Genomic DNA, 22,445 nt, shown 5'->3' with positions numbered 1-22,445 from the left:
ATCAACCTATATATCTGCATTTATTTATAATACACGGACCAGTAACCCTTTGAGATACTCTCCTTCTGGAAAGGAGGCCCTAACAGGATGATCTTCGGGTTGATGGAATTGTCGAATAAACTGGATTTCCTTACCAGCGTCCAATGCTGCCCAGGCAAGTACTTGTTTAAAGGTATCCATATCCATCGCTCCGGAACATGAGAATGTAGCCAATAAGCCACCGCTATTCAACAGCATTAACCCCCGACGATTTAAATCTTTATAAGCCCGTGACGCTCTTTCCAAAGCTGAACGGGAAGGTGCATACTTTGGCGGATCCAGGACGATCAAATCGAATTTTTCGCCCTCATCTATAAACTTACGCAATTGCTTATTGACGTCAGACAATATTGCTTTATGCCGGCTTGACTCAAATCCGTTTTCGACTACATTCTTTTCAAGAGTTTCAATCGCCAGCGCAGAGCTATCTACCGACACAACTTCACTTGCACCAGCTTTTAAGCTATTCAGTGTAAATCCACCAGAATAACAGAAACAATCCAATACCCTTTTATCAACAACATACTGCGCTGTCAATAACCTATTCTCGCGTTGGTCACAATAGAAACCTGACTTTTGCCCATCGATGATATTTACCTTATAATGAAGGCCATTTTCAATAACATCTACAAATTCAGGTGGTACCTCACCAGACAAAAGGCCATTGGTATCTGGTAGCCCCTCATGCTCACGAGATTTCAGATCACTACGCTCATAGATTCCCGTTGGATTCAACAGCTTATTTAATTCTCCGATGATGATATCTTTAACCTTTTCTACGCCAACAGCATGAACCTGAATTGAGATAAAATCAGCATACTTATCCACGATTAATCCAGGAAGAAAATCTGCCTCGGCAAAAATCAAACGAACGGTATTGGTAATGCCTTCCTGCAGCAAATGTCGTCTGGCTGCCACAGCCTTTTGAATACGGCTGCGCCACCAATCCGCATCAATCAGCGCTTGTGGATTCCATTCCAGTAAACGGATGGCTACCCGCGAACTATTGTGAAACAACCCAAACGCAATAAACTCTCGTTCGGCATTGTACACGCCAACAATTTCGCCATCCTCAATTTTGTCGGATAATGATTTAATTGCTCCAGAAAATACCCAAGGATGCAATTGCCAGGCAGCCTTATCCTTACCCTTATTCAAATAAACTGATTTCATTACTGCAAAATTAACTTATTATTTCGACATCCAAACGAAACATACAATATAAAAACAGAAACAATTAAATCCTTTGGCAGTTAAATGCATTCCTATCTAAATAAGCTGAATAAATGCTTATCTCAGCTCATATATTGTGTAGCTCACAAAAAGTTAGTTTATGAAAAAGGGCTCCTAACAGAGCCCTCAGCGTTTAGTTATGGTTGATTAAATATCTTTTGAATTCTTCGAAGTTTATTCCCAAAGGTTCAGCTAATTTTTCTTTTCCCTGCAACGCTTCCGCACCGGCTGGCAATACAATTTTTGCGAACACATCAGCATCTATGGCGTCGGGGAATTTACAAGGATGTGCAGTCGATAAGAATACCGAAGCATAAGTACCAGGATGCTCCCTTGCATAAGCTTGTGAACCCAACCAAGCAATGGCCGTATGCGGACAGGCAATATAATTTGCATCTTGAACAAGCCTATCCATCCCAGCTTTTGTCTCTTCATCAGTAAAGATATAAGAAGAAAGCATAGTTTTTAACTCCAATAGATTGCCTGCAAAAAGATCCTGAATCCGCACCCAGTTACTTGGGTTGCCAACATCCATGGCATTGCTCAGTGTCTGAACAGAAGGTTTGGGTTCATATTGTCCTGAAGAAAGAAATCTTGGGACAGTATCGTTAACATTTGTTGCGGCCACAAAATGTTTTACAGGAAGTCCCATTTTGTAAGCTAGCAACCCTGCTCCAATATTTCCAAAATTACCACTTGGGACGGTGAATACAACTTCATTGATCCCTTGAGATTGTAGTTGCGCGTAGGCATAAAAGTAATAAAAAGTCTGTGGAATCAAACGGGCAATATTAATTGAATTGGCCGAAGTCAATCGTAAAATTTGATTGAGTTCTTGATCATTGAAAGCTTGCTTCACGAGCGCCTGACAGTCATCGAATGTGCCATCTACCTCCAGTGCACGTATATTTTGTCCATTTGTAGTCAACTGAAGCTCCTGCACCTCGGAGACTTTTCCTTTGGGGTATAATATTGTAACGCGGGTTCCTTCTACGCCAAGGAAGCCTAAGGCTACAGCTCCCCCAGTATCACCCGAAGTTGCAACAAGTACATCCAGCAACTTATCATCGGCTTTAGAAAAATAGCCCATGACACGACTCATAAACCGAGCTCCAAAATCCTTAAAGGCATAAGAAGGTCCATGAAATAACTCCAAAACGGCAGTATTGTCGTTTAGGAATTTTACAGGCGCTTCAAAATTGATAGCTTCATCAACAATGTTCTTTAAATCTGGTTTCGGGATATCATTCCCTAATAGTGTTGATGCAACCTCTAAAGCGATCTCCTGCAAGGAATATTGTTGTATATTTTTGACAAAAAATGGATCCATTTGCGGGATTCGCTCAGGCATATACAATCCTTTATCCGCTGGTAACGAATTAAACACTGCATCTTTAAAAGAAACAGCTAAAGCTTTATTATTTGTACTGTAAAATTTCATCTTTTAATATTTACTTTATTGTATACCCATCCTGAATATGCTAAAAAGCGCTTTACGCGATCGTTATAATACAATCATTCAGGCACAAACTATTATGTTCAATTTCCATAAACATGGAATAGCATAATATTTAATTTAACACTCTTGGCCCTTCGACATTTACCTTTGACACGTAGCCAAAACTCTCAATTTCATTTTCCTTGAGGTGAGCCTGGATTCTGTCCGTAATATTCCTGGCGGTTTTCTCATCTCGCGTAATCGCAACCACTGAAGGACCTGAACCAGATATACCAAAACTCAGGGCACCATACCGAAGAGCGATTTCCTTCATTTCATAAAACTGAGGTATAAGGATCGCACGTGTGGGCTCAATCAGAATATCTTTCATACTCCGAGTGATTAGATCATAGTCTTCTTTAAATAAAGCAGCCACCAATCCAGCAATATTGCCCCATTGTGTCACAGCATCTTTTAAGAGCACTTTATCTTTGATTAATTGTCGCGCATCACGTGTAGGGACATCTACCTGAGGAAATACCACAGCTGCCACAAGTTCTTTCGGGGAGGGAATTGAAATAACATCTAAAGGCTCATTTCCTCTGATCAATGTAATTCCCCCGTAAAGCGCAGGTGCAACATTGTCGGCATGCCCCGTCCCACATGCTAATCGTTCTCCTTCGACACAAAACGGCAAAAGCTCCTCTTTTGTCAATGGATTACCGAGCATGACATTAATTGCAAAAAGTCCTGCTACAGTACTTGCTGCACTGGATCCTAAGCCAGATCCGATTGGCATATGCTTGTGTAATTCTATTTCTACTCCTACTTTGGCGGCAATATTTAGTGCTTGTAAGAGGTATTGAACACAAGCCGAAACTGTATTTTTACCTGGATCGAGTGGGAGTCGACCATCATCGCCAGTAATTTGCTTTATAGTCACACCTGGCTGCTGTTTGCGCCGCATGACCACCTCGTCTCCCGGCTGCTCTACCGCAAAGCCTAATATATCAAAACCACAGATCATATTCGCTACAGTTGCGGGGGCAAATACCCGGACTTCGGGCAACATCTTGTCTAAATCGATTACTTTACCTTTTAGATATTCTACATTTAAATTATTGGCCATTGCTTAAGTCGTTATTTCCTCTAAAATATTTTATGCACCTACGTTAACTAAATCTGCAAAAACACCTGCCGCGGTGACTTCCGCTCCAGCACCGGGTCCCTTTACTACCAAAGGACGCTCTTTATATCGTTCTGTCGTAAATGAAATAATATTATCACTACCCGACAACGCATAGAAAGGATGGTTTTCATCCACAAATTGGATTGCAATGGAAACCTTTCCATTCTCCAGTTTTCCAATATATCGGATTACTTTGTTCTCGCGGGAAGCACGCGCTTTCATATCTTCAAAATAGACATTTTCCTTTTGTAGTTCCGCATAAAAAGAATCTACAGTCTCAGCTTTCAAACAGGCATCCGGAAGAATGGCCCCAAGATTCACATCTTCTGCTTCGACGGGATAACCGGCATCTCTTGCTAAAATTAACATTTTACGCATAAAGTCTATTCCCCCCAGATCGTCCCTTGGATCCGGTTCGGTATAGCCTAGTTCTTGTGCTTGCTTTACAACATTAAAAAAAGTAGCATCGTCTTTAAAATTATTGAAGATGTAAGATATGGTCCCTGAGAGAATAGCCTCGATCTTTAAGATTCGGTCTCCACTGAGCATTAAATCTTTCAGGACCCTAACAATAGGCAAGCCAGCACCTACATTTGTTTCATAGAAAAAATCCACTCCGTGCTTATGTGCAGTATCCCGAAGCGTTTTATACTGCGCATATTTTCCCGAATTCGCGATCTTGTTACAGGTAACAATGGATATATTGGATTTAAAGATATCTTCGTAATAGGTCGCTGGCAGTTTACTGGCTGTATTATCTATAAATACACAGTTTGGCAAATTAAGGGCTTTCATCTTTTCGATAAACAAAGCTAGATCTGCCTCGGAGCCATTGCTTTCAAGTTCAGCCGACCAATTATTTAGTTCCACGCCTTCGGTGTTGAATAACATTTTACGACTATTGGAAATTCCTACAACTTTGATTTCAATATCATTTTTATCGAGCAAAAAATCATGCTGATCCTCCAACTGCTTAAATAGGGTCGCTCCGATATTACCTGTACCGATATTAAACACGTGTAAAGTCTTTTTCAGTTCAGCAAAAAATGCGTCATGAACAGCGTTAAGTGCTTTAGCCAAGTCTTCTTTACCGATGATGACTGAGATATTGTATTCGGATGAACCCTGTGCTATGGCCCGGACATTGATACCATTCCGTCCGAGTGCAGCGAATAGCCTACCGGACATTCCCGGAGTCCGTTTCATGTTTTCACCAACAATGGCCAATACGGAAAGATTATCCTCTATAGCGGGGATGACCAACTTATTTGCTTGAATTTCTAGTTCGAATTCTATTTCGATCAACTGAATCGCGCGTTTCGCATCCGATGGGTTAACCGCAAAGGTGATACTGTGCTCGGAAGAAGATTGTGTGATCAATACGACATTGATTTGCTCTCTAGCCAATAGCGTAAAAAGCCGCCCGCTGAACCCAGATTTGCCAATCATTCCTGATCCACTTAGATTGATCACAGAAATATCCGAGATAGAGGAAATCCCTTTTATCGGTAATGCTGTTTTTCCACTATCAAATTGAATTACTGTACCAGAGAAGTCGGGTTCAAAAGTATTGCGGATAACAATCGGAATTTTCTTTAAAAATGCAGGGATCATCGTTGGCGGATAGATCACCTTGGCACCAAAATAAGACAGTTCCATGGCTTCAGTATAGGAAAGCACGGGGAGTGAAAATGCCTTTTTCACGATTCGGGGATCTGCAGTCAGCATCCCATTAACATCAGTCCATATTTCGATTGCTGTTGCGCCTAATATAGACCCAAAGATAGCTGCCGTATAATCCGATCCACCTCTTCCCAAGGTTGTAATCCGGCCGTTTTCATTGCTACCGATAAAGCCCGTCACAAATAATAATTTATCACTATGAGTAATATACATCGATTTCACAAGCTGCTCTGTCAATACTTCGTTCAAATGCGCGTTACCGAAGTTGGAATCAGTCTTTACATAATGTGAAGCATCTATAAATAAAGCCTCTGGTATATACTGTTCCATAACTTTAGAAACCATATAATTGGAGCAACGCTCGCCATAGCTCAGAATAAGGTCTTTGCTTTGTTTACTCAATTCGCGCAGCGCAAAAATTCCTTGAAGAAGATCCTCGATCTCATTGAAAAATAATTTAAGCTTTGTGAAGACTGGGTTTTGGTACTTAACAGCAAGAAGTTCTTTCACAACTGCAAAATGTTTATCCTCCAAAGATTTGAGTCCATCAGAAAAGGACCTCCCTTCCGCAGCGTCTTCTGCCAATTGGGTCAATAAATTTGTAACGCCAGACATCGCGGATAACACGACAAGAGGTTTTTCATTTGCATCATACGACTTCTTAACAATACGCAAGACTGCTTTGAGACTTTCCACTGTTCCGACTGAAGTTCCTCCAAATTTTAAAACTTTCATACTGATTTATACTGTTTGTTTTAGTTGATTTATTACGACAAAAAAGAAGCGCTTTCCCTTTTGAGGAAAGCGCTTCGAAATATTGTGTCTACAATTATATACAATGAAACTACTTCCTCCTAAGTTTTATCCCGGTGGTAATAATAATCGTTGTAATAATTGAATTTGTATTCATTGTTTTTGCTTATGTTTTGTAAATATAGAACTAATATTATCACATTCCTAAAGAAAATTAATATTTTTTTTCAGTTTCACAAAAACAAGCCTTAAAGAATAGTATTCTAACATAATATCCCGGTTTTAGAGCGCTTGAGGGTGCCAGCTGCTTGTAGCAAAAGTTCGACAGATCGATTAAATTTCAATATCACTGAATTGCTTTAAGAAAGATGTTAAAATTGTTAAAATTTCGTTAAATAGCTTTAAAAAAATTTGACCTTAAACTGATATTGTATTATATTCGCAACAGTGCTGTCCAAAATAGATGACAGTGTTGAATTTTAAAAGTTAAATGTTGTACAAAAAAGCGATTTAATGAAAACAAAGAAATTTATAGCGTCAATGCTATTTATCGGCTTATGTCTAGTGTCGCAGGCACAAACCAACAGAAACTCGAAACCTGAATCAGATCCTGATAACCTCGCCAAAGAATACTTTTCGCAAATTATGGGTGTTGCAGTCTCAGCAACAACGAACACAAAACTTTATCAATTTGTTTACGAATGGCTAGGTACTCCATACCGTTTGGGCGGAGATTCAAAACGAGGCATTGATTGTTCTAAATTTTCGTACGAATTATATGACAAAGTATTTAATACGTCATTAGGTTACAATAGTCGTAACCAGTATTCGCAAGTAAAGACTGTCGAGAAGAATGAGTTGAAAGCGGGAGATTTGGTATTCTTCAAAATCAGAAGCAGAAGCATCACGCATGTAGGTGTATATATTGGTGATAATAAATTTGCTCATGCCTCCTCTAGCAAGGGTGTTATGATCAGCAATTTGAACGAGCCATACTGGAGACGCTATTATTATAACGGTGGCCGTTTACCAGAAGACAATAAATCGCTTACTGCCGAAATATTAAAAGCAGAAAAAGATAATAAACTGAACTAGGGGTTCTGTTATCAATATAAAAAAGTCCAAAGCTTTAACTGGCTTTGGACTTTTTTTATACAATTTAATATCCTATTTTTACCCTATAATCATTGAAAATACTATTATGTCTTCAAAGAAAACGCTCATCTTAAATAAAGAACAAATAAAACAGAAGTCTATCCGTATTGCCTATCAAATTTTAGAAGACAATTTTGAAGATGAAACGCTTGTTTTAGTTGGGATCGCCGATCGAGGCTATGTGTTTGCACAACGCCTGCAAGGGATATTAAAGGATATCTCGGACAAGGAAATTCTGTTGATTAAAGTTACCATGAAGAAAACAAGCCGATCGCTGAGTGCTACTACGGATTTACCTGTCGATATTGCAAAAGATAAGACTATCATCCTAGTTGACGATGTATTAAATAGTGGCCGTGCACTTGCTTACGGCTTGGGTGTATTTCTCAATGTTCCATTAAAGAAGATGAGAACTGCTGTATTAATTGATAGGAGCCATCACAAATTCCCTATTTTTAGTGACTATTACGGGACCAAATTATCTACTATTCTCAAAGAGCATGTCACGGTTACCCTAGAGGAATTTGATAACGAAGAAGATGCAGCATGGTTAGTATAACCATGCTATTTCTTTGACACTTTCAATTTCATTCCCGGTTTAATCCGAGTTCCATTCAGATCATTATCACTTTTTAACCGGTTAACAGATACCCCATTTTTATCAGCGATTTGAGATAAGGTATCGCCTTTTTTTACCACATAATACGCTGTTCGACCGGAAGTCCGTTGTTGACTCTTTTTAACTGATTTTTCCGTATTGTGTGCTAATTTTGCATTGACAAAATTATCCTCCTTCTTGATCAATAGATTTTGCCCAGGTACGATTTTATTTCCGCGCAAGTTATTCCACGACTTTATATCCTGAACAGTAACCTCAAACTTTTCAGCGACTGAAGCAAATGTTTCTCCGACTTTCACTCTATATTTTCCATCTTTTAAAAGTTCAGCAGGTTCATTAGGGCTGGAACCAGTCGTCACTGAAGTGGGCACAGGCGTATTAAGTGCAGCGTAAAGTTCTTCCGTTGCTATTTTCTTATCCGATACAGGCAAAACTAATCTCAGAGGATTTTCTTCGGTACCATTTAAAATATTCTTCTTAAAGCTAGGGTTTAGCGCCCGGAGTGTTTCTTTAGATACATCTAAAGCGTCAGCTATCTGATTTAATGAGATTCGTTTATTAATATCTAGTACCTGAGTTCTCAGCGAAAGTTCAGTATCAGCTGCATTTATATCGTTTTCTTCGGCATACTTCATCGCATAGGTCATCGCAATGAATTTGGGAATATAGTTTTGTGTTTGTTGTGTCAGATAGGGGGCAATATCCCAAAAAGATGGTTTTTCTTTTCCCGAACGTTGAATTGCCCGTCCAACAGCCCCTTTCCCACCATTATATGAGGCAATCGCCAAAAGCCAGTCACCGTATTCGTCATAAGCTTCTTTCAATATTTTCGCAATGGCGTAACTGGAAGCGATGGGATCCATACGCTGGTCGGTGTAGCTATCTACGGTCAGATTATAGGTCTTTGCCTCATAATACATGAGCTGCCATAATCCTGTAGCACCGGCACTCGAAATGTCTCGGGGATTCAAAGACGATTCAACCACACTTAGATATTTCAGTTCTCTCGGGACTCCCACTTCATCCATAATACGGTCAAATATTGGAAAATAATATTGTCCAAGCCCCATCATTCTACACATATAAGGATTGTAATTTTTGGATGTGTATTTGGCAATCAGGTTTTTTACCTGTGGTGAGTAATTTAAAGGCACCTCCCGTTCTATTGCCTTTAATTTTCGAACAAGTTGTACTTCTTCGTCGGTAATGGTAGAATCATCCTGCCGACCATTACCCGTTGATTTTATACTATCCAAGTATTGATAAATTTCCTCTTTTTCTCGATCAATCTTCCCTTGGATAAAGTGATGTGTGGCTTCTCTCATGCCTTCTACAGCGCTTTCCTGAGCCATGAGGGGTAACGCATAGCACAGCCCTCCTAGTATTGAAATTAACGTCTGTTTTCCGATCATAAATTTACTGTTAAATCCAGGTCTGATTTTTTTTCAAAAAATCAACAATAATCTAAACGTCTAGAAATGGATTTTAGTATAAAATGGTTTTGGCCTATTCAGCTATAGGTCCAAAATAAAACAAAATACGATTTTGCTCCTCACAAAATCGTATTTATGTAGTATCGGGTAAAATTACCCCTATTTGTTATCTTCTACTTCAGATTTCTTTTCAGCCGAAGAATCTTCTTTTTGACCTTCTTTGAACTCTTTTACTCCCTTACCCAATCCGCGCATCAACTCAGGAATCTTCTTACCCCCAAATAACAGTAACAATGCTATTACAATAAGGATAATCTCATTCGCTCCCAAACCCATGATTAAAAATGATGTTGACATATCTATAATTTCTTGTTTTTCAATTCTTTTAAACTAAATCTGTTCTCCCTCTCTACAAATGTAGTGATAATTATTAAATATAGTAATTATTTCTTATCTCGCCAACCATGACATCGGATTCAATGGTGTTGATCCCTGATAGACAGAGAAATCGACCATTGGCACACCTGTATCTGAATCCACATCTGCTGTACCGATTGTCTGGCCTGTGCTGACCTTTTGTCCCTTCGAGACACTTACACTACCTAAATTATTATATACAGTAAAATATTCACCGTGTTTGATCATCACAATACGCTGCCCGTACATCGTCAACACACTACTTACTTCCCCTGCGAAAACAGCCTTGACAGCAGCTCCGCTCGATGTTTGAATTTTAACTGACTCATGATCCCAGTTCACATTTCTACCAACGCTTTCACCACCAAACCCTTGCATGATCTTCGCATTGGATACGGGCCAAGGTAAGCTACCGCGATTAGACCGAAAATCATTGGAAAGTTTGATCGCCTCTGGTGTACTGCGTAAGACTTCAGAATCTGATTTTCTCGCCGTATTACTATTTTTAGTAGTTGTATTGTTTTTACCTTTCGAAGCATTTGCAGACTCATTTGCTTTCCGATTACGCTCAGCCGCCGCTTCGGCTGCACGACGGGCAGCTTCTGCGCGTCTTCTTTCCGCTTCAATCTCTCTTCTGATGATTTCTTTAATAGCAGCATTGATGCGACGTTCCTCTTTTTGTTTCTGCGTAATATCTTTTTTAACGCCACGTTCTGTAACAATAAGTTCACTCAATTGTCCAGAGTAAACTGAGCGTTGTTGAGAAATCGTTCTTTTCTCATTTTCTTGCTCTTTCATCAGCGCAACCTGCTTATTTCGGTCGGCTTGCAATTGCGCAATTTTTTGTTCGATTTGTTTCTTCGTATTTTCGATATCCGCAGCTTTTAACTTTCTGGAATCATTAAATTGCTGCAAATATTTCACACGTCTAAAACCTTGGTTAAAATCCTTGGAAGCAAAAATAAACATCAATTTATTATAGGCATTCCGATTCCGAAAAGCAAACATGACCATCTTTTCATAGTCGCGTTTCATTTTTTCCAGTTCAGCCTTCAATTTATTTACTGCAGCCGTATTTGCGTTGATATGTTTATTGATAACCGCTACCTCGGAAGTAATGGTATTTATTTTTTGTTCACGTAAATTGATCTGCTTACTCAAGGCTGTCACTTGTTGTTGTGTCAACGATTTTTCCTTGGCAATTTCTTTTACAGTATTCTGCAACTCGGCAATTTCTCGGGTGAGTTTTTCCCTTTGCTTTTCCAGCTCAGCTCTGGTCTGCGCAGCAGAAACACCAATCATCAAAATGAATGCTACTATACCAAATATCGTCTTTTTAAAGTTCATTTACAGTACAATTTATTTAGTGTTTGCTCCTTTCTAACGCCATTATATTGATCTACACTAGCAAACTAAATGCGAAAGTAATAAATCTAATGGAAATAGATAACTTCTTATCGGATTACTTTATATCGCGATGACACCGAAAAAGGCATTTCAACAGGTTCATTAAATGTCACTTTGTTAAAATTAATCTCTGTTTTTATCTCCTGACGTCCATCCGAAATAATCATTTTTAGCAACATCGGAAATTCCTGTCCGGAAGCCATTGCATATTCACCATAGTTTGCTTCCAGTAGTTGTTTTTTTGATAATTGTGATAGTCTAAACTGATAAGGCCGATTGTTGTTATTCAATTTATATAAGAAATCAAGTTCATTTAGCTTTCCATCCAACTGCACAGAATTAGGATCCTGCTTAAGGTTTACTGCATCGATATCAGACAAGAGATTAACGGAGATATTCGCCAAAAGTAAATCCTGTAAGTTGGTAAAAGTAAGGTCTGGACTAGCGAAGCGATAGAGATAGTCAAATGGCTTGACCAGATACTCACTCTGGAATTTATTTAAAATCTGTACACTATCTGGTGTAATTAAAACCCTGGCAACTTCAATTCCGAGAGTTGCTGAAATAGAAATCCAAATCTTTTTATCTTTTTCGATCCGGATATTGGAAGTAACATCAAATTTATCCTTCCCCAGGTCGAGACGCATCTTTGCCTTTCCCGAAAACGTCGAATAGGTCAAATTGGTCAAAAAAAGATTACGCAGTGTCGCTTTCTTTGCCTCACGTGTATTGTCTTTGATGATCAATTCATTCTCTGATTTGAGATCCGCACCTTTCAACAGTTTCTTCTTGGAACTACAGGAAGCAAGCAGAAACACCAGGACTCCCACCCAAACTATTTTATTCCACATAACTTTTCGTCTCAATCTTCTTTTTTAATTTCTCTTTACTTTCTTCCGAATCCAAACCTTTTTCCAGTGCTAGATTCCATTGTTTAACCGCTTCACTGGTCTTGCCAAGTTTTACCAAAATATCGCCATAATGCTCCAATAAAACTGCTGTAGGCGGATTTGTATTTTTTATCGCTTTTTGGATCCACACCAACGCATCTTCATATTTACCATCAGCAAATAAAACCCAAGCGTAAGTATCTTCAAATGTTCCGTTGTTGGGCTGCAATTTCGTTGCCATTGCTGCATATTTCGTCGCTTCATCTAGCCGCTCTTTTCTTAACGATAAATAGTACGCTAAATTGTTCATCGCGGTTACATTTGTGCTATCCAATCGAATCGCTTCCATATATGCTGCATCTGACTCCTTATACATCTTTAACGTATTATAAATATCACCTAGTCCACCATATATATTTGCCTGTAAAAACGGAGTTTCATCCTGAGCATTATTTAATGCGGCCTCCATGAATTTTCGGCTATTCTCCGTATCCTTCTTCATCAAGTAGGCCATACTCGTGAAATAGAGTATCGTAGAATTATTAGCCAGATAATGCAAGGCTTCTCCGCCATGAGCTATTGCCTGATCGAATTCTCCCTTATCCATATCCAGGCTCATCAACATCCGCCAGGCGTCGATCTGATACGGATTCATACTGACGGCAACTGCCAATGAACTTTGTGCCGCTGTCTTATCTTCGTTCAGCCATAACACCTGTCCCTTAGCCATGTGACTTTCTGCAATACGCGGATGAACCTCAACTAAAATATTGGCTAATTCCAAAAGCTGCGCGTTGGTATATGGGCTCTTAGGCGCCAACAAGGTCATGACAATCCTATTTTTATCTCCAAAATCAATCTTTTTGGATTGAAATCCTTTTTTTAAAGCATCAAATGACAACTTGCTTTTCTTATCTAACCGGTACAGATCTGCTAAATCAAAATAAAGAAAATCTTCCTGCGAATTTTGGATTCCCTTATTGATATATTCCAATGCAAGTTTTGAATTTTTAGAACGATTATACGCCTGTGCCAATTGTCCGTAGACCTGCGCCAATTTAGTACCTTTATCTGCCCAAGGTTTAAGAAGGCTAATTACAGCCTTATAGTCCCCAGCATCATTCAACAGTACACTCCCCACCATATCCAAAGTATCGGAAGGAGTTTCAATTTCTTTTGTTTTATTAAAATACTCAAGCGCTACATCTTTATATCCTCCATTAAAAAGGAGCATCATACGTTCACGATTCAATGAGGCAGTATTATTCTTATCGATATTGATCAGTTTATCTAGATATATCAATGCGCTATCTGCATCATTTTTGCTTTTAAAGGCATCAACGGCAAAGCTTAGATACTCAGGTTTCTGTTGAATTTTTAGGGCGGCTTTGATGGCATCTATTGCAGCATCCTGATTTCGCATCTGTGCAAAAAGGATAGCCTTTGTAAAATAGATATCATCCGCTTCTGGGTAATCTACTAATATGGCATCTAATGAGTCTACACCGGGGCCGATTTTCCCTTGCTTTAATATTTCCTGTACATTTTTGAGCCGCACATCATAGGGTTTACTCTTCTTTTCCACAGACTGAGCCTGTACCAGGTTGACTGTACCAAAGAGAAACGCAACAAAACCAAAAAAAACTCGTTTATCTAAAAAATTCAATCTCATCTACTTCCACTAACTAATTAAAAATTCTTCCTGCAATATACTAACTAATGTAACAATATTCATTCTAGGAAGTTGTAAAAATATTGAGATTGGCCCATCCTATTAGAAACTTAGCTCGTTTTCAATAAAATAAGTAAAATAGATTTTAAAATATAGAATAATAGATGTACCTTTGCAGACCCTTGTGATAAGGGGAAGATAAATAAAATTTTACAAATTATTTAAACAAAAGCAAGTGAATACGTTAAGTTACAAAACTGTCTCTGCCAACAAGAACACCGTTAACAAAGAGTGGATCGTTGTTGACGCTGAAGGAGAGATTTTGGGGCGTTTGGCGAGCAACATCGCGAAAGTAATTCGTGGTAAGCACAAGCCTACATTCACCCCACACGTAGACTGTGGAGATAACGTTATTGTTATCAATGCAGACAAAATTAGATTGACAGGAAACAAATTAGGCGACAAAGTTTACGTACGCTACACTGGATACCCAGGTGGTCAACGTTTCGTTTCTCCTAAAGAGTTAATGGCTAAATTCCCTGAGCGCATCATCGAGAAAGCTGTTCGTGGTATGCTTCCTAAAAACCGTTTAGGTCGTCAATTGTTTAAAAACCTTTACGTTTATGCTGGTACTGAGCACAAACATGAAGCACAAAATCCAAAACCAGTTAAATTTTAAGGAGAATCGACATGTCAACAACTAACACTTCAGGAAGAAGAAAAACTGCTGTTGCCCGCATTTACTTAACTGCTGGTAGCGGAAACATTATCATAAACGGTAAAGACTATAAAGAGTATTTCCCAACATTACCTTTGCAATACATTGCTACACAATCTTTGAATGTAGCTGGTGAATTAGCAAACTTTGATGTAAAAGTAAACGTTAACGGAGGTGGTGTTAAAGGTCAAGCTGAAGCTGTTCGCCTAGCGATCGCAAAAGCTTTGGTTGAACTTAACCCAGAAGTTAAACCTGCATTACGCGCTAAAGGTTTAGTAACACGTGATGACCGTATGGTTGAGCGTAAGAAACCAGGACGTCGTAAAGCTCGTAGAAGATTCCAATTCAGTAAACGTTAATCAAAGGAGGATCAAAAAATGGCAAGAACTACTTATCAAGATTTATTGGATGCAGGTGTGCACTTTGGTCACCTTACACGTAAATGGGATCCGAAAATGGCTAAGTACATTTTCATGGAGCGCAACGGTATCCACATCATTGACTTGAACAAAACTCTTACGAAATTAGAAGAAGCTGCTTCAGCTATCAAACAAATCGTAAAATCAGGTCGTAAAGTTTTATTCGTAGCAACGAAAAAACAAGCTAAAGAAATCATCGCACAACAAGCTAAAGAGGTTAATATGCCTTTCGTAACTGAGCGTTGGTTAGGTGGTATGCTTACAAACTTCGCTACAGTTCGTAAGTCTATCAAAAAAATGTCTAACATCGACAAAATGCAAAAAGACGGTACTTATGATGTATTGTCTAAAAAAGAAAAGTTGATGATTCAACGTGAACGTATCAAATTAGAAAACCTTTTAGGAGGTATCGCTGATTTGAACCGTTTACCAGCTGCTTTATTCATCATCGATGTGAAAAAAGAACACATCGCTGTTTCTGAAGCAATGAAATTGAACATCCCTACTTTCGCGATGGTAGACACAAACTCTGATCCTTCAAACATTGATTTCCCAATCCCTGCAAATGATGACGCTAGTAAATCTATTAGCTTAATCGCTAGCATCATTGGTCAAGCAATCCAAGAAGGTTTGGACGAGCGCAAACGCGACAAAGAAGAAGAAGCTGAAAAAGATGCTGCTGCTGCGAAAGCAAAAGTTGACAATAACGAAGCTTCAGAAGCTAAACGTCCTCGCAAAGCGAAAGACGGAGAATAATATTTTTATTCAAAACCGGATAGCGTAGCGTTAGTTTCTGGAAAAGATCACTTTTCTTGAACTAGCCTATCTGTCCGGTTTTTTTGGTTTAACAGCTCTAGACCATAAAGGAATGTTAAACTTCATATTAGCTTAACATGTTTTAAGTTAATATTGTACAAAATTTTCAGTAGTAAACAATAATAAAAAGAAATAAACATGTCAGTACAAATTTCTGCATCAGATGTAAACAAATTGCGTCAACAAACTGGCGCTGGTATGATGGATTGTAAAAAAGCTTTAGTTGAGTCTAATGGTGACTTCGAAGCTGCTGTAGATTACTTGCGTAAAAAAGGCGCTAAAGTAGCTGCTAGCCGTCAAGATCGCGACTCTAACGAAGGTGTTATCATCGCTAAAGCTACTGCTGATGGTAAATCAGGTATCGTAGTTGAAGTTAACTGTGAAACTGACTTCGTAGCGAAAAACTCAGATTTCGTGGCTTTCGCAGAAAAAATTGCAGACCTTGCATTAAACAATAAACCAGCTTCTTTGGAAGAATTAAAAGGTTTGGAACTTGATGGCAAGAAAATCGCTGATGCTTTGATCGAGCAAACTGGTGTAATCGGAGAAAAAATTGACGTTTCTAAATACGAAACTATCAACGCAGAAAAAGTAATCGCTTATATCCACGGTAACTATCGTTTAGGTGTATTGGTTGGACTTTCTGCTGACGCAGCTGGTGCTGAAGAAGCTGGTAAAGATGTTGCTATGCAAATCGCAGCGATGAACCCTATTGCAATTGATAAAGATGGTGTTGATCAAAACACAATCGACCGTGAAATCGCTATCGCGAAAGAACAAATCATTGCTGAAGGCAAACCGGCAGAGATGGCTGAAAAAATCGCTCAAGGTAAATTGAACAAATTCTTCAAAGATACAACATTGTTGAACCAAGAATTTGTAAAAGATTCTTCTAAAAATATCGCTCAATTCTTAGATTCAGTTTCTAAAGGATTGACAGTAACTGCTTTCAAACGCGTGCAATTAGGCGCATAAGCATATTTCCTTTCTAGCGATAGATTGGACAGCAGGGACTATTGACAAAATAGCCCCTGTTTTTTTTGTCCGCCTAACATTTCTGATAATAACCTCTCTGTCAACTCTGGCGCTCTTTTGAGAATGGCTTTTATTTTCATTCAAATTTATGTAACTTAATCATACATAAAAACGAAACAAGATATGGGTATGTTAAAAGAGGGTGCACTAAAAGGCAAACGCATTTTAATTACCGGTGGTGGTACCGGACTAGGAAAAGCGATGACTGATTATTTCCTCGAATTAGGTGCTTCCTGCTTGATCAGCAGCCGGAAGGACGATGTGATTCAACAGACAGCAAAGGAATTATCTGAAAAGCATCAAGGGACTTGCCTAGCAGTAGCTGGTGATGTGCGTATTTATGAAGATGTCGATCGTGTAGTTACCTATGGCTACGAGCAATTGGGCGGAATAGACATACTGATCAACAATGCAGCAGGCAATTTTATATCCCCTACCGAACGCTTGAGCCATCGCGCTTTTGAATCCGTCATCGGAATTGTACTTCAGGGCAGTATTAATTACACATTGGCGCTAGGTAAACGTTGGATTGAAAATAAGGACCAAAATAAAACAGTACTTAGTATCGTGACTACCTATGCTTGGACAGGTTCAGGCTACGTAGTTCCTTCAGCGACAGCCAAGGCTGGCGTATTGGCTATGACAAGATCGCTCGCAGTCGAATGGGGGAAAAAAGGAATACGTTTAAATGCAATTGCTCCTGGTCCGTTTCAAACCTCAGGTGCCATGGAACGTCTTCTTCCTGGTGAAATAGGTGAACTCCTATCCCCTACAAAACGGATTCCTTTAGGACGTTTGGGCCAATTAGACGAACTGGCAAATCTTGCCGCTTATCTTGTATCTGATTATTCAAGCTACATCAATGGCGATGTTATAACAATAGATGGTGGAGAATGGTTAAAAGGCGCAGGAGAATTTAACGGTCTGGATATAATTCCCGAGGAAAAATGGGATGATATCGAAAAAATGACGCGAAGTGCAAAAAGTACTTAATCCTATTCCTAGATGCAAAATCCGCCCATGTTTTCCTAAAAAAAAGATATGATTCAAAATAACGATATTTGGTCTTTGGTTCAGTTGGGTGCAAGTATTTTTCGCACAATTTAACCTGCCGACATCATCTGTACCTAACTGTCTAAAGCAATTAAGATAAGCAGCATATAACTGCTCAATATTCCACCAAAGATTATCAAGCAGGCTGATTCACCAATAATTTATAACATACAATATACCCGCATACAATGAATTTATCCTTCCGCTCCGAAAAAATCAAACATAAGCAAAAAATTGATCTCAATGAACTAGGTTTTGATTTTGCATTAGCATATATTTCGGAAGGTGTTTTGGTATCAAAAAACAATGGCGCAAAATTTCTCAAAGAAAATTTACTCTTCTTGAACACCACTTCAGAAATACTTGAAAGTAAGAAAGATTCGAATGTATTTATTTTATATTTTTCAAGCCATTACTTCAAAGACCTACATCACATACAGCAAAATTTTTGTCTGTCTTATAATCCCCAGGATATTTTCACTTCAGAAATACTCAAAAATAAGAGCCTGTCGCTCAAAAAGGAGAATCGAAAATTAATAGAGAAAGTAATCGCTTTAATTTATCAACAAGGAGAATATGAAAAATCAGAAACATCTACCTTTATTTTCCATCAGGTGATGTCACTTTTCGCACTCATCGAAAATATGCTAAAGGATCTCGACCTTCCCATTCATGAGTCCCGTGAAATGTCTCATGAAATAGAAGTCTATATTCAGCAAAATATTTATTTTCCCGACAAACTACAAATAAAAAATATAGCCGATCATTTTCAGATCTCAGCCAATTATTTTGGAGCTTTTTTCAAAAAAAAATACCAGAGAAGTTATAAGCTATATATAGATGATATCCGTACCCAACTTATCGAAGAACGGTTAGTATCTAGCCGATATACAATGAAACAAATCGTGGATGAACTAGGTTTTAACGATGAAAGCCACCTGACAAATTTTTATAAGAAAAAAAGAAATATAACGCCAAGTGCTTACAAGAAATCAAAACAAATAAACAACTAATTTTCAAGTTGAATAATACCGCTGAGGTCGTTATTTAACGAACGCTGGATCGCTTCTTCGAGAATCAATATCCTCTGCCCCTGCTGTGTATGTTCTTGTCCGCTTTTGCTATTAGCTTCTGTTGAATTGAATGATTCCAATTTCATAGGAAAATAAATTGGATTCTCATCTTCTGAACGCCCGATGGTCAATAGAATATTATATCCCTGTAGACGCAAACTCTGTAATGTCTGATAATTTAAACGCTTGAAAATCATAAGGACCGAGATTTACTGTTATTATCAGTAACAAAAATATTTTCAATTTGTTTGCTTTATTTAGTAGAATTTTACAACTGTTTGGTTCGTATTTTTATTAGGTATAATGCCCAATAAAACATATTCCGTCTCTATCATGTAATAATTTTTAAAACTTTTCACTCCATTGCCTGTTGTATATTATAGATAAATCTTAGTATTATGGCTAGCACAGAACACAAAAAAATAAAGGGAAAAATCGAAGCAGACTATCCTGACTCAGAGCAAAATCTAGCTTATAACGACGAGATGGAGAGTTATGAGTTGGACGTGGATGACAACGATCCCGATTACGATCATCCGGCAGATTATGATACACTATCCGAAGGAGCTATCGATGACGACTCCACTTATGATAACTCAAATCCTTTTGTTGGCGATGAATATGCCGATCGTGAAGATTTACAAGAAGATGAATTGGAAGATGCACATATGCGCATAGAAACTTTCAACCATAACCGCCTATCACCATTAGATAAAAAACTGGCCCAGAACGAAGAAGATCTCCGAGATGATCTTGATGAAGAAGGGTATCCAAAAAATGACAGGTAGTTTTCCGATTATAAAGTAGTTTTCAGAGGAGTCTTAGGACTCCTTTTTTATATACTACCTTTTTTAAAGAAATATGGTATTCAACAGCAAAATAATCCCATAACTCTTTATTTTTATGTAAGTTTATTCGAAGATTTAAATACATGGAAAGTCCGTTACCGCTCATTCGTATCATTGACCTAAAAAAATCATACGGAACAAAAGAAATTTTAAAAGGAATTAATCTAGATATATATCCGGGACAAGTCATTGGTTATATAGGTCCCAATGGGGCAGGAAAATCTACTACCGTCAAGATATTGACAGGACTGATCGAAGACTTCACTGGCAAAGTAGAGATCAATGGCATTGATATCCAAAAGGATTCACTTTCGATAAAATCCCAACTTGGATATGTTCCTGAAAACGCAGAGCTTTACGAAGTATTGACGCCTACGGAATATCTTGATTTTATCGGAAAATTATATGGTATGGAGGACCATGTGATCCAGGAACGTTCTCTCAAATTACTAAACGCATTCGGTTTGGCTGCAAATGCCAATAACAGAATGGACACCTTTTCCAAAGGCATGCGTCAGAAGGTACTCCTAATATCCGGTATTATCCATAACCCGCAGATCATCATCCTGGATGAGCCCCTGTCCGGACTAGATGCAAATGCTGTGATCTTCGTGAAAGAACTCATATCGTTACTCGCCAAAGAAGGTAAGACGATTTTTTATTGTTCACACATGATGGATGTTGTTGAAAAAGTATCCGATAGAATCCTCCTAATCAGTCAAGGAAGTATTATTGCGGATGGAACGATTGACCAATTGAAATCAAATCCCAACGAATCACTTGAGCATATTTTCGCAAAATTAACCAATACGGACAATGATGCACTGAACGCATCTGACATCATAACTGCTATTCAATAATATGGAAAGATATCTCTTACGATTTATTCTTCTATTTAGAGGAGTCTGGGAAAATTTGGGCGTAAACTTTCCGCAGTTTAAAATTATCTTAGAAACTAAAGTTACCTTAGATAATAGAAAACCAATCACATTTAGGAAACGTAATACAGGAAAGTCCTCTTCGTCGTCCTCCATTATACAGTTTATCATGTATATGATCATCGGCTTGATGTTCATGGTTATTCTTATTTTAATTCCAGATCCTTACTTAGCCCTCGCTATCATGCTACTGTGTTTTACAAGCATGCTGAGCATTACATTAGTTTCGGACTTTTCGCCCATATTATTGGATACAAGGGATCAATATATTATAATCCCCAAGCCAGTCAATGATCGGACGATAACATTATCGCGAATAACATTTATAACCATTAAACTTTTCAACCAGGTCATTGCACTTTCCTTGCCACTTCTGATTTACGTCCTCTTCAACTGGAATGTTTTCGCTATTTTCCTATTAGTTTTACAACTGCTCCTAAGCACACTGGTCGCATTGGTGTTCGTCAATGGTTTCTATCTGATAAGCATCAAATATCTGCCCATCCAAAAATTTAAGGACATTATTACCTATCTACAGATTGGACTTTCAATGATTATTTTTTTAGCCTATTACCTTGGCCCCAATCTGATTCAAACAATCGTTGAGTCCCAATTAACCATTGAACAGCTCAAATTTCTTTGGTTATTTCCCAGTACCTGGATTGCTTCTTTTCAATCCTTGCTTTTGGGTGACCATAGCCCACAGATCATCCTATTTTCCGTGCTGGGCTTAGTTGTGCCATTGTTTGGTATCTATGCCTGCACACATTTATTTTCCAGCGGATTTAATGCAAAAATAGCCGGCCTTGCAAATGCCGATACATCATTACCTGAAACGGCGGAGAACATTTCCTACAATAGCGCAAAGCGCCCTTTATATAAAAAATTGGGAACAAGTCTATGCTCATCACCACTTGAAGAAGCTGGGTTTAGTATTGTATGGCTTATAAGTTCAAAAACAAGAGAATTTAAACAGCAGCTCTATCCCTCTTTAGCCTATTTGCCCATCTATTTTATATTTCTATTCTTACGCACTGGCGAAGGTTTGTCATTATCAGAGAAGCTGAAAAAATTAGGCGAATCTGGGTTATATGTCATTATGTTCTATCTGTCACTGTTAACCATATTAACGGTATTTCAGTTGATCACACAGAGCAACAAGTATAAAGCAGCCTGGATATATTATGTTACGCCAATAGATCGTCCCGGACAATTTATGACCGGCGTACTTAAAGCTTGTCTTATTAAATATGTACTGCCCTTTAATATCCTATTTCTTTGCATTTGTGTCCCTCTATTTGGTATCAGCGCTCTAAATGATCTATTGCTTTCCTCGGCCATAGGTGGAATCGAAAGTATCCTGATCATGCTCTTTTTGGTAAAAAACTATCCTTTTTCCAAGGCAAGTCAGCCCAATTCCAAAGCATTGATCAACTTATTGATATTAGGCTTACTCGGGCTTCTGGGCTACCTTCATAAAGTTATCTTTCAATATGAACTGTTGATATGGGGGCTGGCGGCTCTCGGCTGGATTTTATTTTTTATCATGCTTAAATACCTCCAAAAAGAGGATTGGAATAGTCTGGCCTTTGATGACAATTAAGAATTACAATGAAT

At 38.4% G+C, this 22,445-nt stretch carries 21 protein-coding genes; 11 read left to right on the top strand and 10 right to left on the bottom strand.

Going from position 1 to position 22,445, the window contains the following annotated elements; genetic code table 11:
• Positions 1 to 24: 24 nt before the first annotated feature.
• The 4 genes from ABDW32_RS16540 to thrA form a co-directional block, all read right to left on the bottom strand.
• The gene (locus ABDW32_RS16540; protein WP_343564335.1) at positions 25 to 1,212 is read right to left on the bottom strand and encodes a class I SAM-dependent rRNA methyltransferase; all 1,188 of its coding nucleotides are present in this window, start codon (positions 1,210 to 1,212) and stop codon (positions 25 to 27) included.
• A gap of 193 nt (positions 1,213 to 1,405) precedes the next feature.
• Positions 1,406 to 2,713, bottom strand: coding sequence for a threonine synthase (gene thrC / locus ABDW32_RS16535; RefSeq protein ID WP_343564334.1), 1,308 nt, complete (start codon positions 2,711 to 2,713; stop codon positions 1,406 to 1,408).
• A gap of 130 nt (positions 2,714 to 2,843) precedes the next feature.
• Positions 2,844 to 3,782, bottom strand: coding sequence for a homoserine kinase (locus ABDW32_RS16530; protein ID WP_343564710.1), 939 nt, complete (start codon positions 3,780 to 3,782; stop codon positions 2,844 to 2,846).
• 87 nt (positions 3,783 to 3,869) lie between these two features.
• Positions 3,870 to 6,317: a bifunctional aspartate kinase/homoserine dehydrogenase I gene (gene thrA, locus ABDW32_RS16525; protein WP_343564331.1), complete on the bottom strand. Its 2,448-nt coding sequence runs from the start codon at positions 6,315 to 6,317 to the stop codon at positions 3,870 to 3,872.
• 531 nt (positions 6,318 to 6,848) lie between these two features.
• Here thrA and ABDW32_RS16520 point away from each other — a divergent pair.
• On the top strand, positions 6,849 to 7,430 hold the full coding sequence (locus ABDW32_RS16520) for an NlpC/P60 family protein (protein WP_121127201.1): 582 nt from the start codon (positions 6,849 to 6,851) through the stop codon (positions 7,428 to 7,430).
• Between the two features lie 106 nt (positions 7,431 to 7,536).
• Positions 7,537 to 8,049 (top strand): phosphoribosyltransferase family protein, encoded by a 513-nt coding sequence (locus ABDW32_RS16515; protein WP_343564326.1) that lies wholly within the window; start codon positions 7,537 to 7,539, stop codon positions 8,047 to 8,049.
• A 5-nt stretch (positions 8,050 to 8,054) separates the two neighbouring features.
• On the opposite strand, the gene ABDW32_RS16510 is transcribed toward ABDW32_RS16515, so the two are convergent.
• From ABDW32_RS16510 to ABDW32_RS16490, 5 genes are all read right to left on the bottom strand, one after another.
• A complete protein-coding gene (locus ABDW32_RS16510; RefSeq protein ID WP_343564324.1) occupies positions 8,055 to 9,521 on the bottom strand; it encodes a LysM peptidoglycan-binding domain-containing protein in 1,467 nt (488 codons plus the stop codon).
• A 180-nt stretch (positions 9,522 to 9,701) separates the two neighbouring features.
• Positions 9,702 to 9,899 carry a twin-arginine translocase TatA/TatE family subunit gene (gene tatA, locus ABDW32_RS16505; RefSeq protein WP_208642640.1) on the bottom strand — a complete coding sequence of 66 codons (198 nt, stop codon included), beginning with the start codon at positions 9,897 to 9,899 and terminating at the stop codon, positions 9,702 to 9,704.
• A 93-nt stretch (positions 9,900 to 9,992) separates the two neighbouring features.
• Positions 9,993 to 11,306 (bottom strand): peptidoglycan DD-metalloendopeptidase family protein, encoded by a 1,314-nt coding sequence (locus ABDW32_RS16500; protein ID WP_343564320.1) that lies wholly within the window; start codon positions 11,304 to 11,306, stop codon positions 9,993 to 9,995.
• Between the two features lie 107 nt (positions 11,307 to 11,413).
• Positions 11,414 to 12,217 carry a DUF4292 domain-containing protein gene (locus ABDW32_RS16495; RefSeq protein WP_343564318.1) on the bottom strand — a complete coding sequence of 268 codons (804 nt, stop codon included), beginning with the start codon at positions 12,215 to 12,217 and terminating at the stop codon, positions 11,414 to 11,416.
• Positions 12,207 to 13,928, bottom strand: a complete 1,722-nt coding sequence (locus ABDW32_RS16490) for a hypothetical protein (RefSeq protein WP_343564316.1) — start codon at positions 13,926 to 13,928, stop codon at positions 12,207 to 12,209. Before ABDW32_RS16490 ends, ABDW32_RS16495 begins: the two co-directional genes overlap by 11 nt.
• A gap of 235 nt (positions 13,929 to 14,163) precedes the next feature.
• On the opposite strand from ABDW32_RS16490, the gene rplM reads away from it, so the two are divergent.
• The 6 genes from rplM (at position 14,164) to ABDW32_RS16460 (ending at position 18,982) form a co-directional block, all read left to right on the top strand.
• A complete protein-coding gene (rplM, locus tag ABDW32_RS16485) occupies positions 14,164 to 14,607 on the top strand; it encodes a 50S ribosomal protein L13 (protein ID WP_077437655.1) in 444 nt (147 codons plus the stop codon).
• Positions 14,608 to 14,618: 11 nt separating this feature from the next.
• Positions 14,619 to 15,005 carry a 30S ribosomal protein S9 gene (rpsI, locus tag ABDW32_RS16480; protein ID WP_070563091.1) on the top strand — a complete coding sequence of 129 codons (387 nt, stop codon included), beginning with the start codon at positions 14,619 to 14,621 and terminating at the stop codon, positions 15,003 to 15,005.
• Between the two features lie 18 nt (positions 15,006 to 15,023).
• Positions 15,024 to 15,821, top strand: coding sequence for a 30S ribosomal protein S2 (gene rpsB, locus ABDW32_RS16475; RefSeq protein WP_077437657.1), 798 nt, complete (start codon positions 15,024 to 15,026; stop codon positions 15,819 to 15,821).
• Positions 15,822 to 16,019: 198 nt separating this feature from the next.
• Positions 16,020 to 16,856, top strand: a complete 837-nt coding sequence (gene tsf / locus ABDW32_RS16470; RefSeq protein WP_343564310.1) for a translation elongation factor Ts — start codon at positions 16,020 to 16,022, stop codon at positions 16,854 to 16,856.
• Positions 16,857 to 17,045: 189 nt separating this feature from the next.
• Positions 17,046 to 17,909 carry an SDR family oxidoreductase gene (locus ABDW32_RS16465; protein WP_343564708.1) on the top strand — a complete coding sequence of 288 codons (864 nt, stop codon included), beginning with the start codon at positions 17,046 to 17,048 and terminating at the stop codon, positions 17,907 to 17,909.
• 248 nt (positions 17,910 to 18,157) lie between these two features.
• Entirely contained in the window at positions 18,158 to 18,982 is an 825-nt protein-coding gene (locus tag ABDW32_RS16460) for an AraC family transcriptional regulator (RefSeq protein WP_343564308.1), read from the top strand.
• Here ABDW32_RS16460 and ABDW32_RS16455 read toward each other — a convergent pair.
• Positions 18,979 to 19,239, bottom strand: a complete 261-nt coding sequence (locus ABDW32_RS16455; protein WP_343564307.1) for a hypothetical protein — start codon at positions 19,237 to 19,239, stop codon at positions 18,979 to 18,981. The two genes, ABDW32_RS16460 and ABDW32_RS16455, sit on opposite strands and share 4 nt — an antisense overlap.
• A gap of 201 nt (positions 19,240 to 19,440) precedes the next feature.
• Here ABDW32_RS16455 and ABDW32_RS16450 point away from each other — a divergent pair, with 201 nt between their 5' ends.
• The 3 genes from ABDW32_RS16450 to ABDW32_RS16440 all read left to right on the top strand — a co-directional run bounded on the left by ABDW32_RS16450 (position 19,441) and on the right by ABDW32_RS16440 (position 22,431).
• The gene (locus ABDW32_RS16450; RefSeq protein WP_343564306.1) at positions 19,441 to 19,830 is read left to right on the top strand and encodes a hypothetical protein; all 390 of its coding nucleotides are present in this window, start codon (positions 19,441 to 19,443) and stop codon (positions 19,828 to 19,830) included.
• A 143-nt stretch (positions 19,831 to 19,973) separates the two neighbouring features.
• Entirely contained in the window at positions 19,974 to 20,750 is a 777-nt protein-coding gene (locus ABDW32_RS16445) for an ABC transporter ATP-binding protein (RefSeq protein WP_343564305.1), read from the top strand.
• 1 nt (position 20,751) lies between these two features.
• Positions 20,752 to 22,431, top strand: a complete 1,680-nt coding sequence (locus ABDW32_RS16440) for a hypothetical protein (protein ID WP_343564304.1) — start codon at positions 20,752 to 20,754, stop codon at positions 22,429 to 22,431.
• Positions 22,432 to 22,445: the final 14 nt, after the last annotated feature.

The organism is Sphingobacterium sp., assembly GCF_039596235.1.
GTDB lineage: Bacteria > Bacteroidota > Bacteroidia > Sphingobacteriales > Sphingobacteriaceae > Sphingobacterium.
The sequence above is the reverse complement of the archived record's forward strand: the minus strand, read 5'-3'. Positions and strand labels throughout refer to the sequence as shown.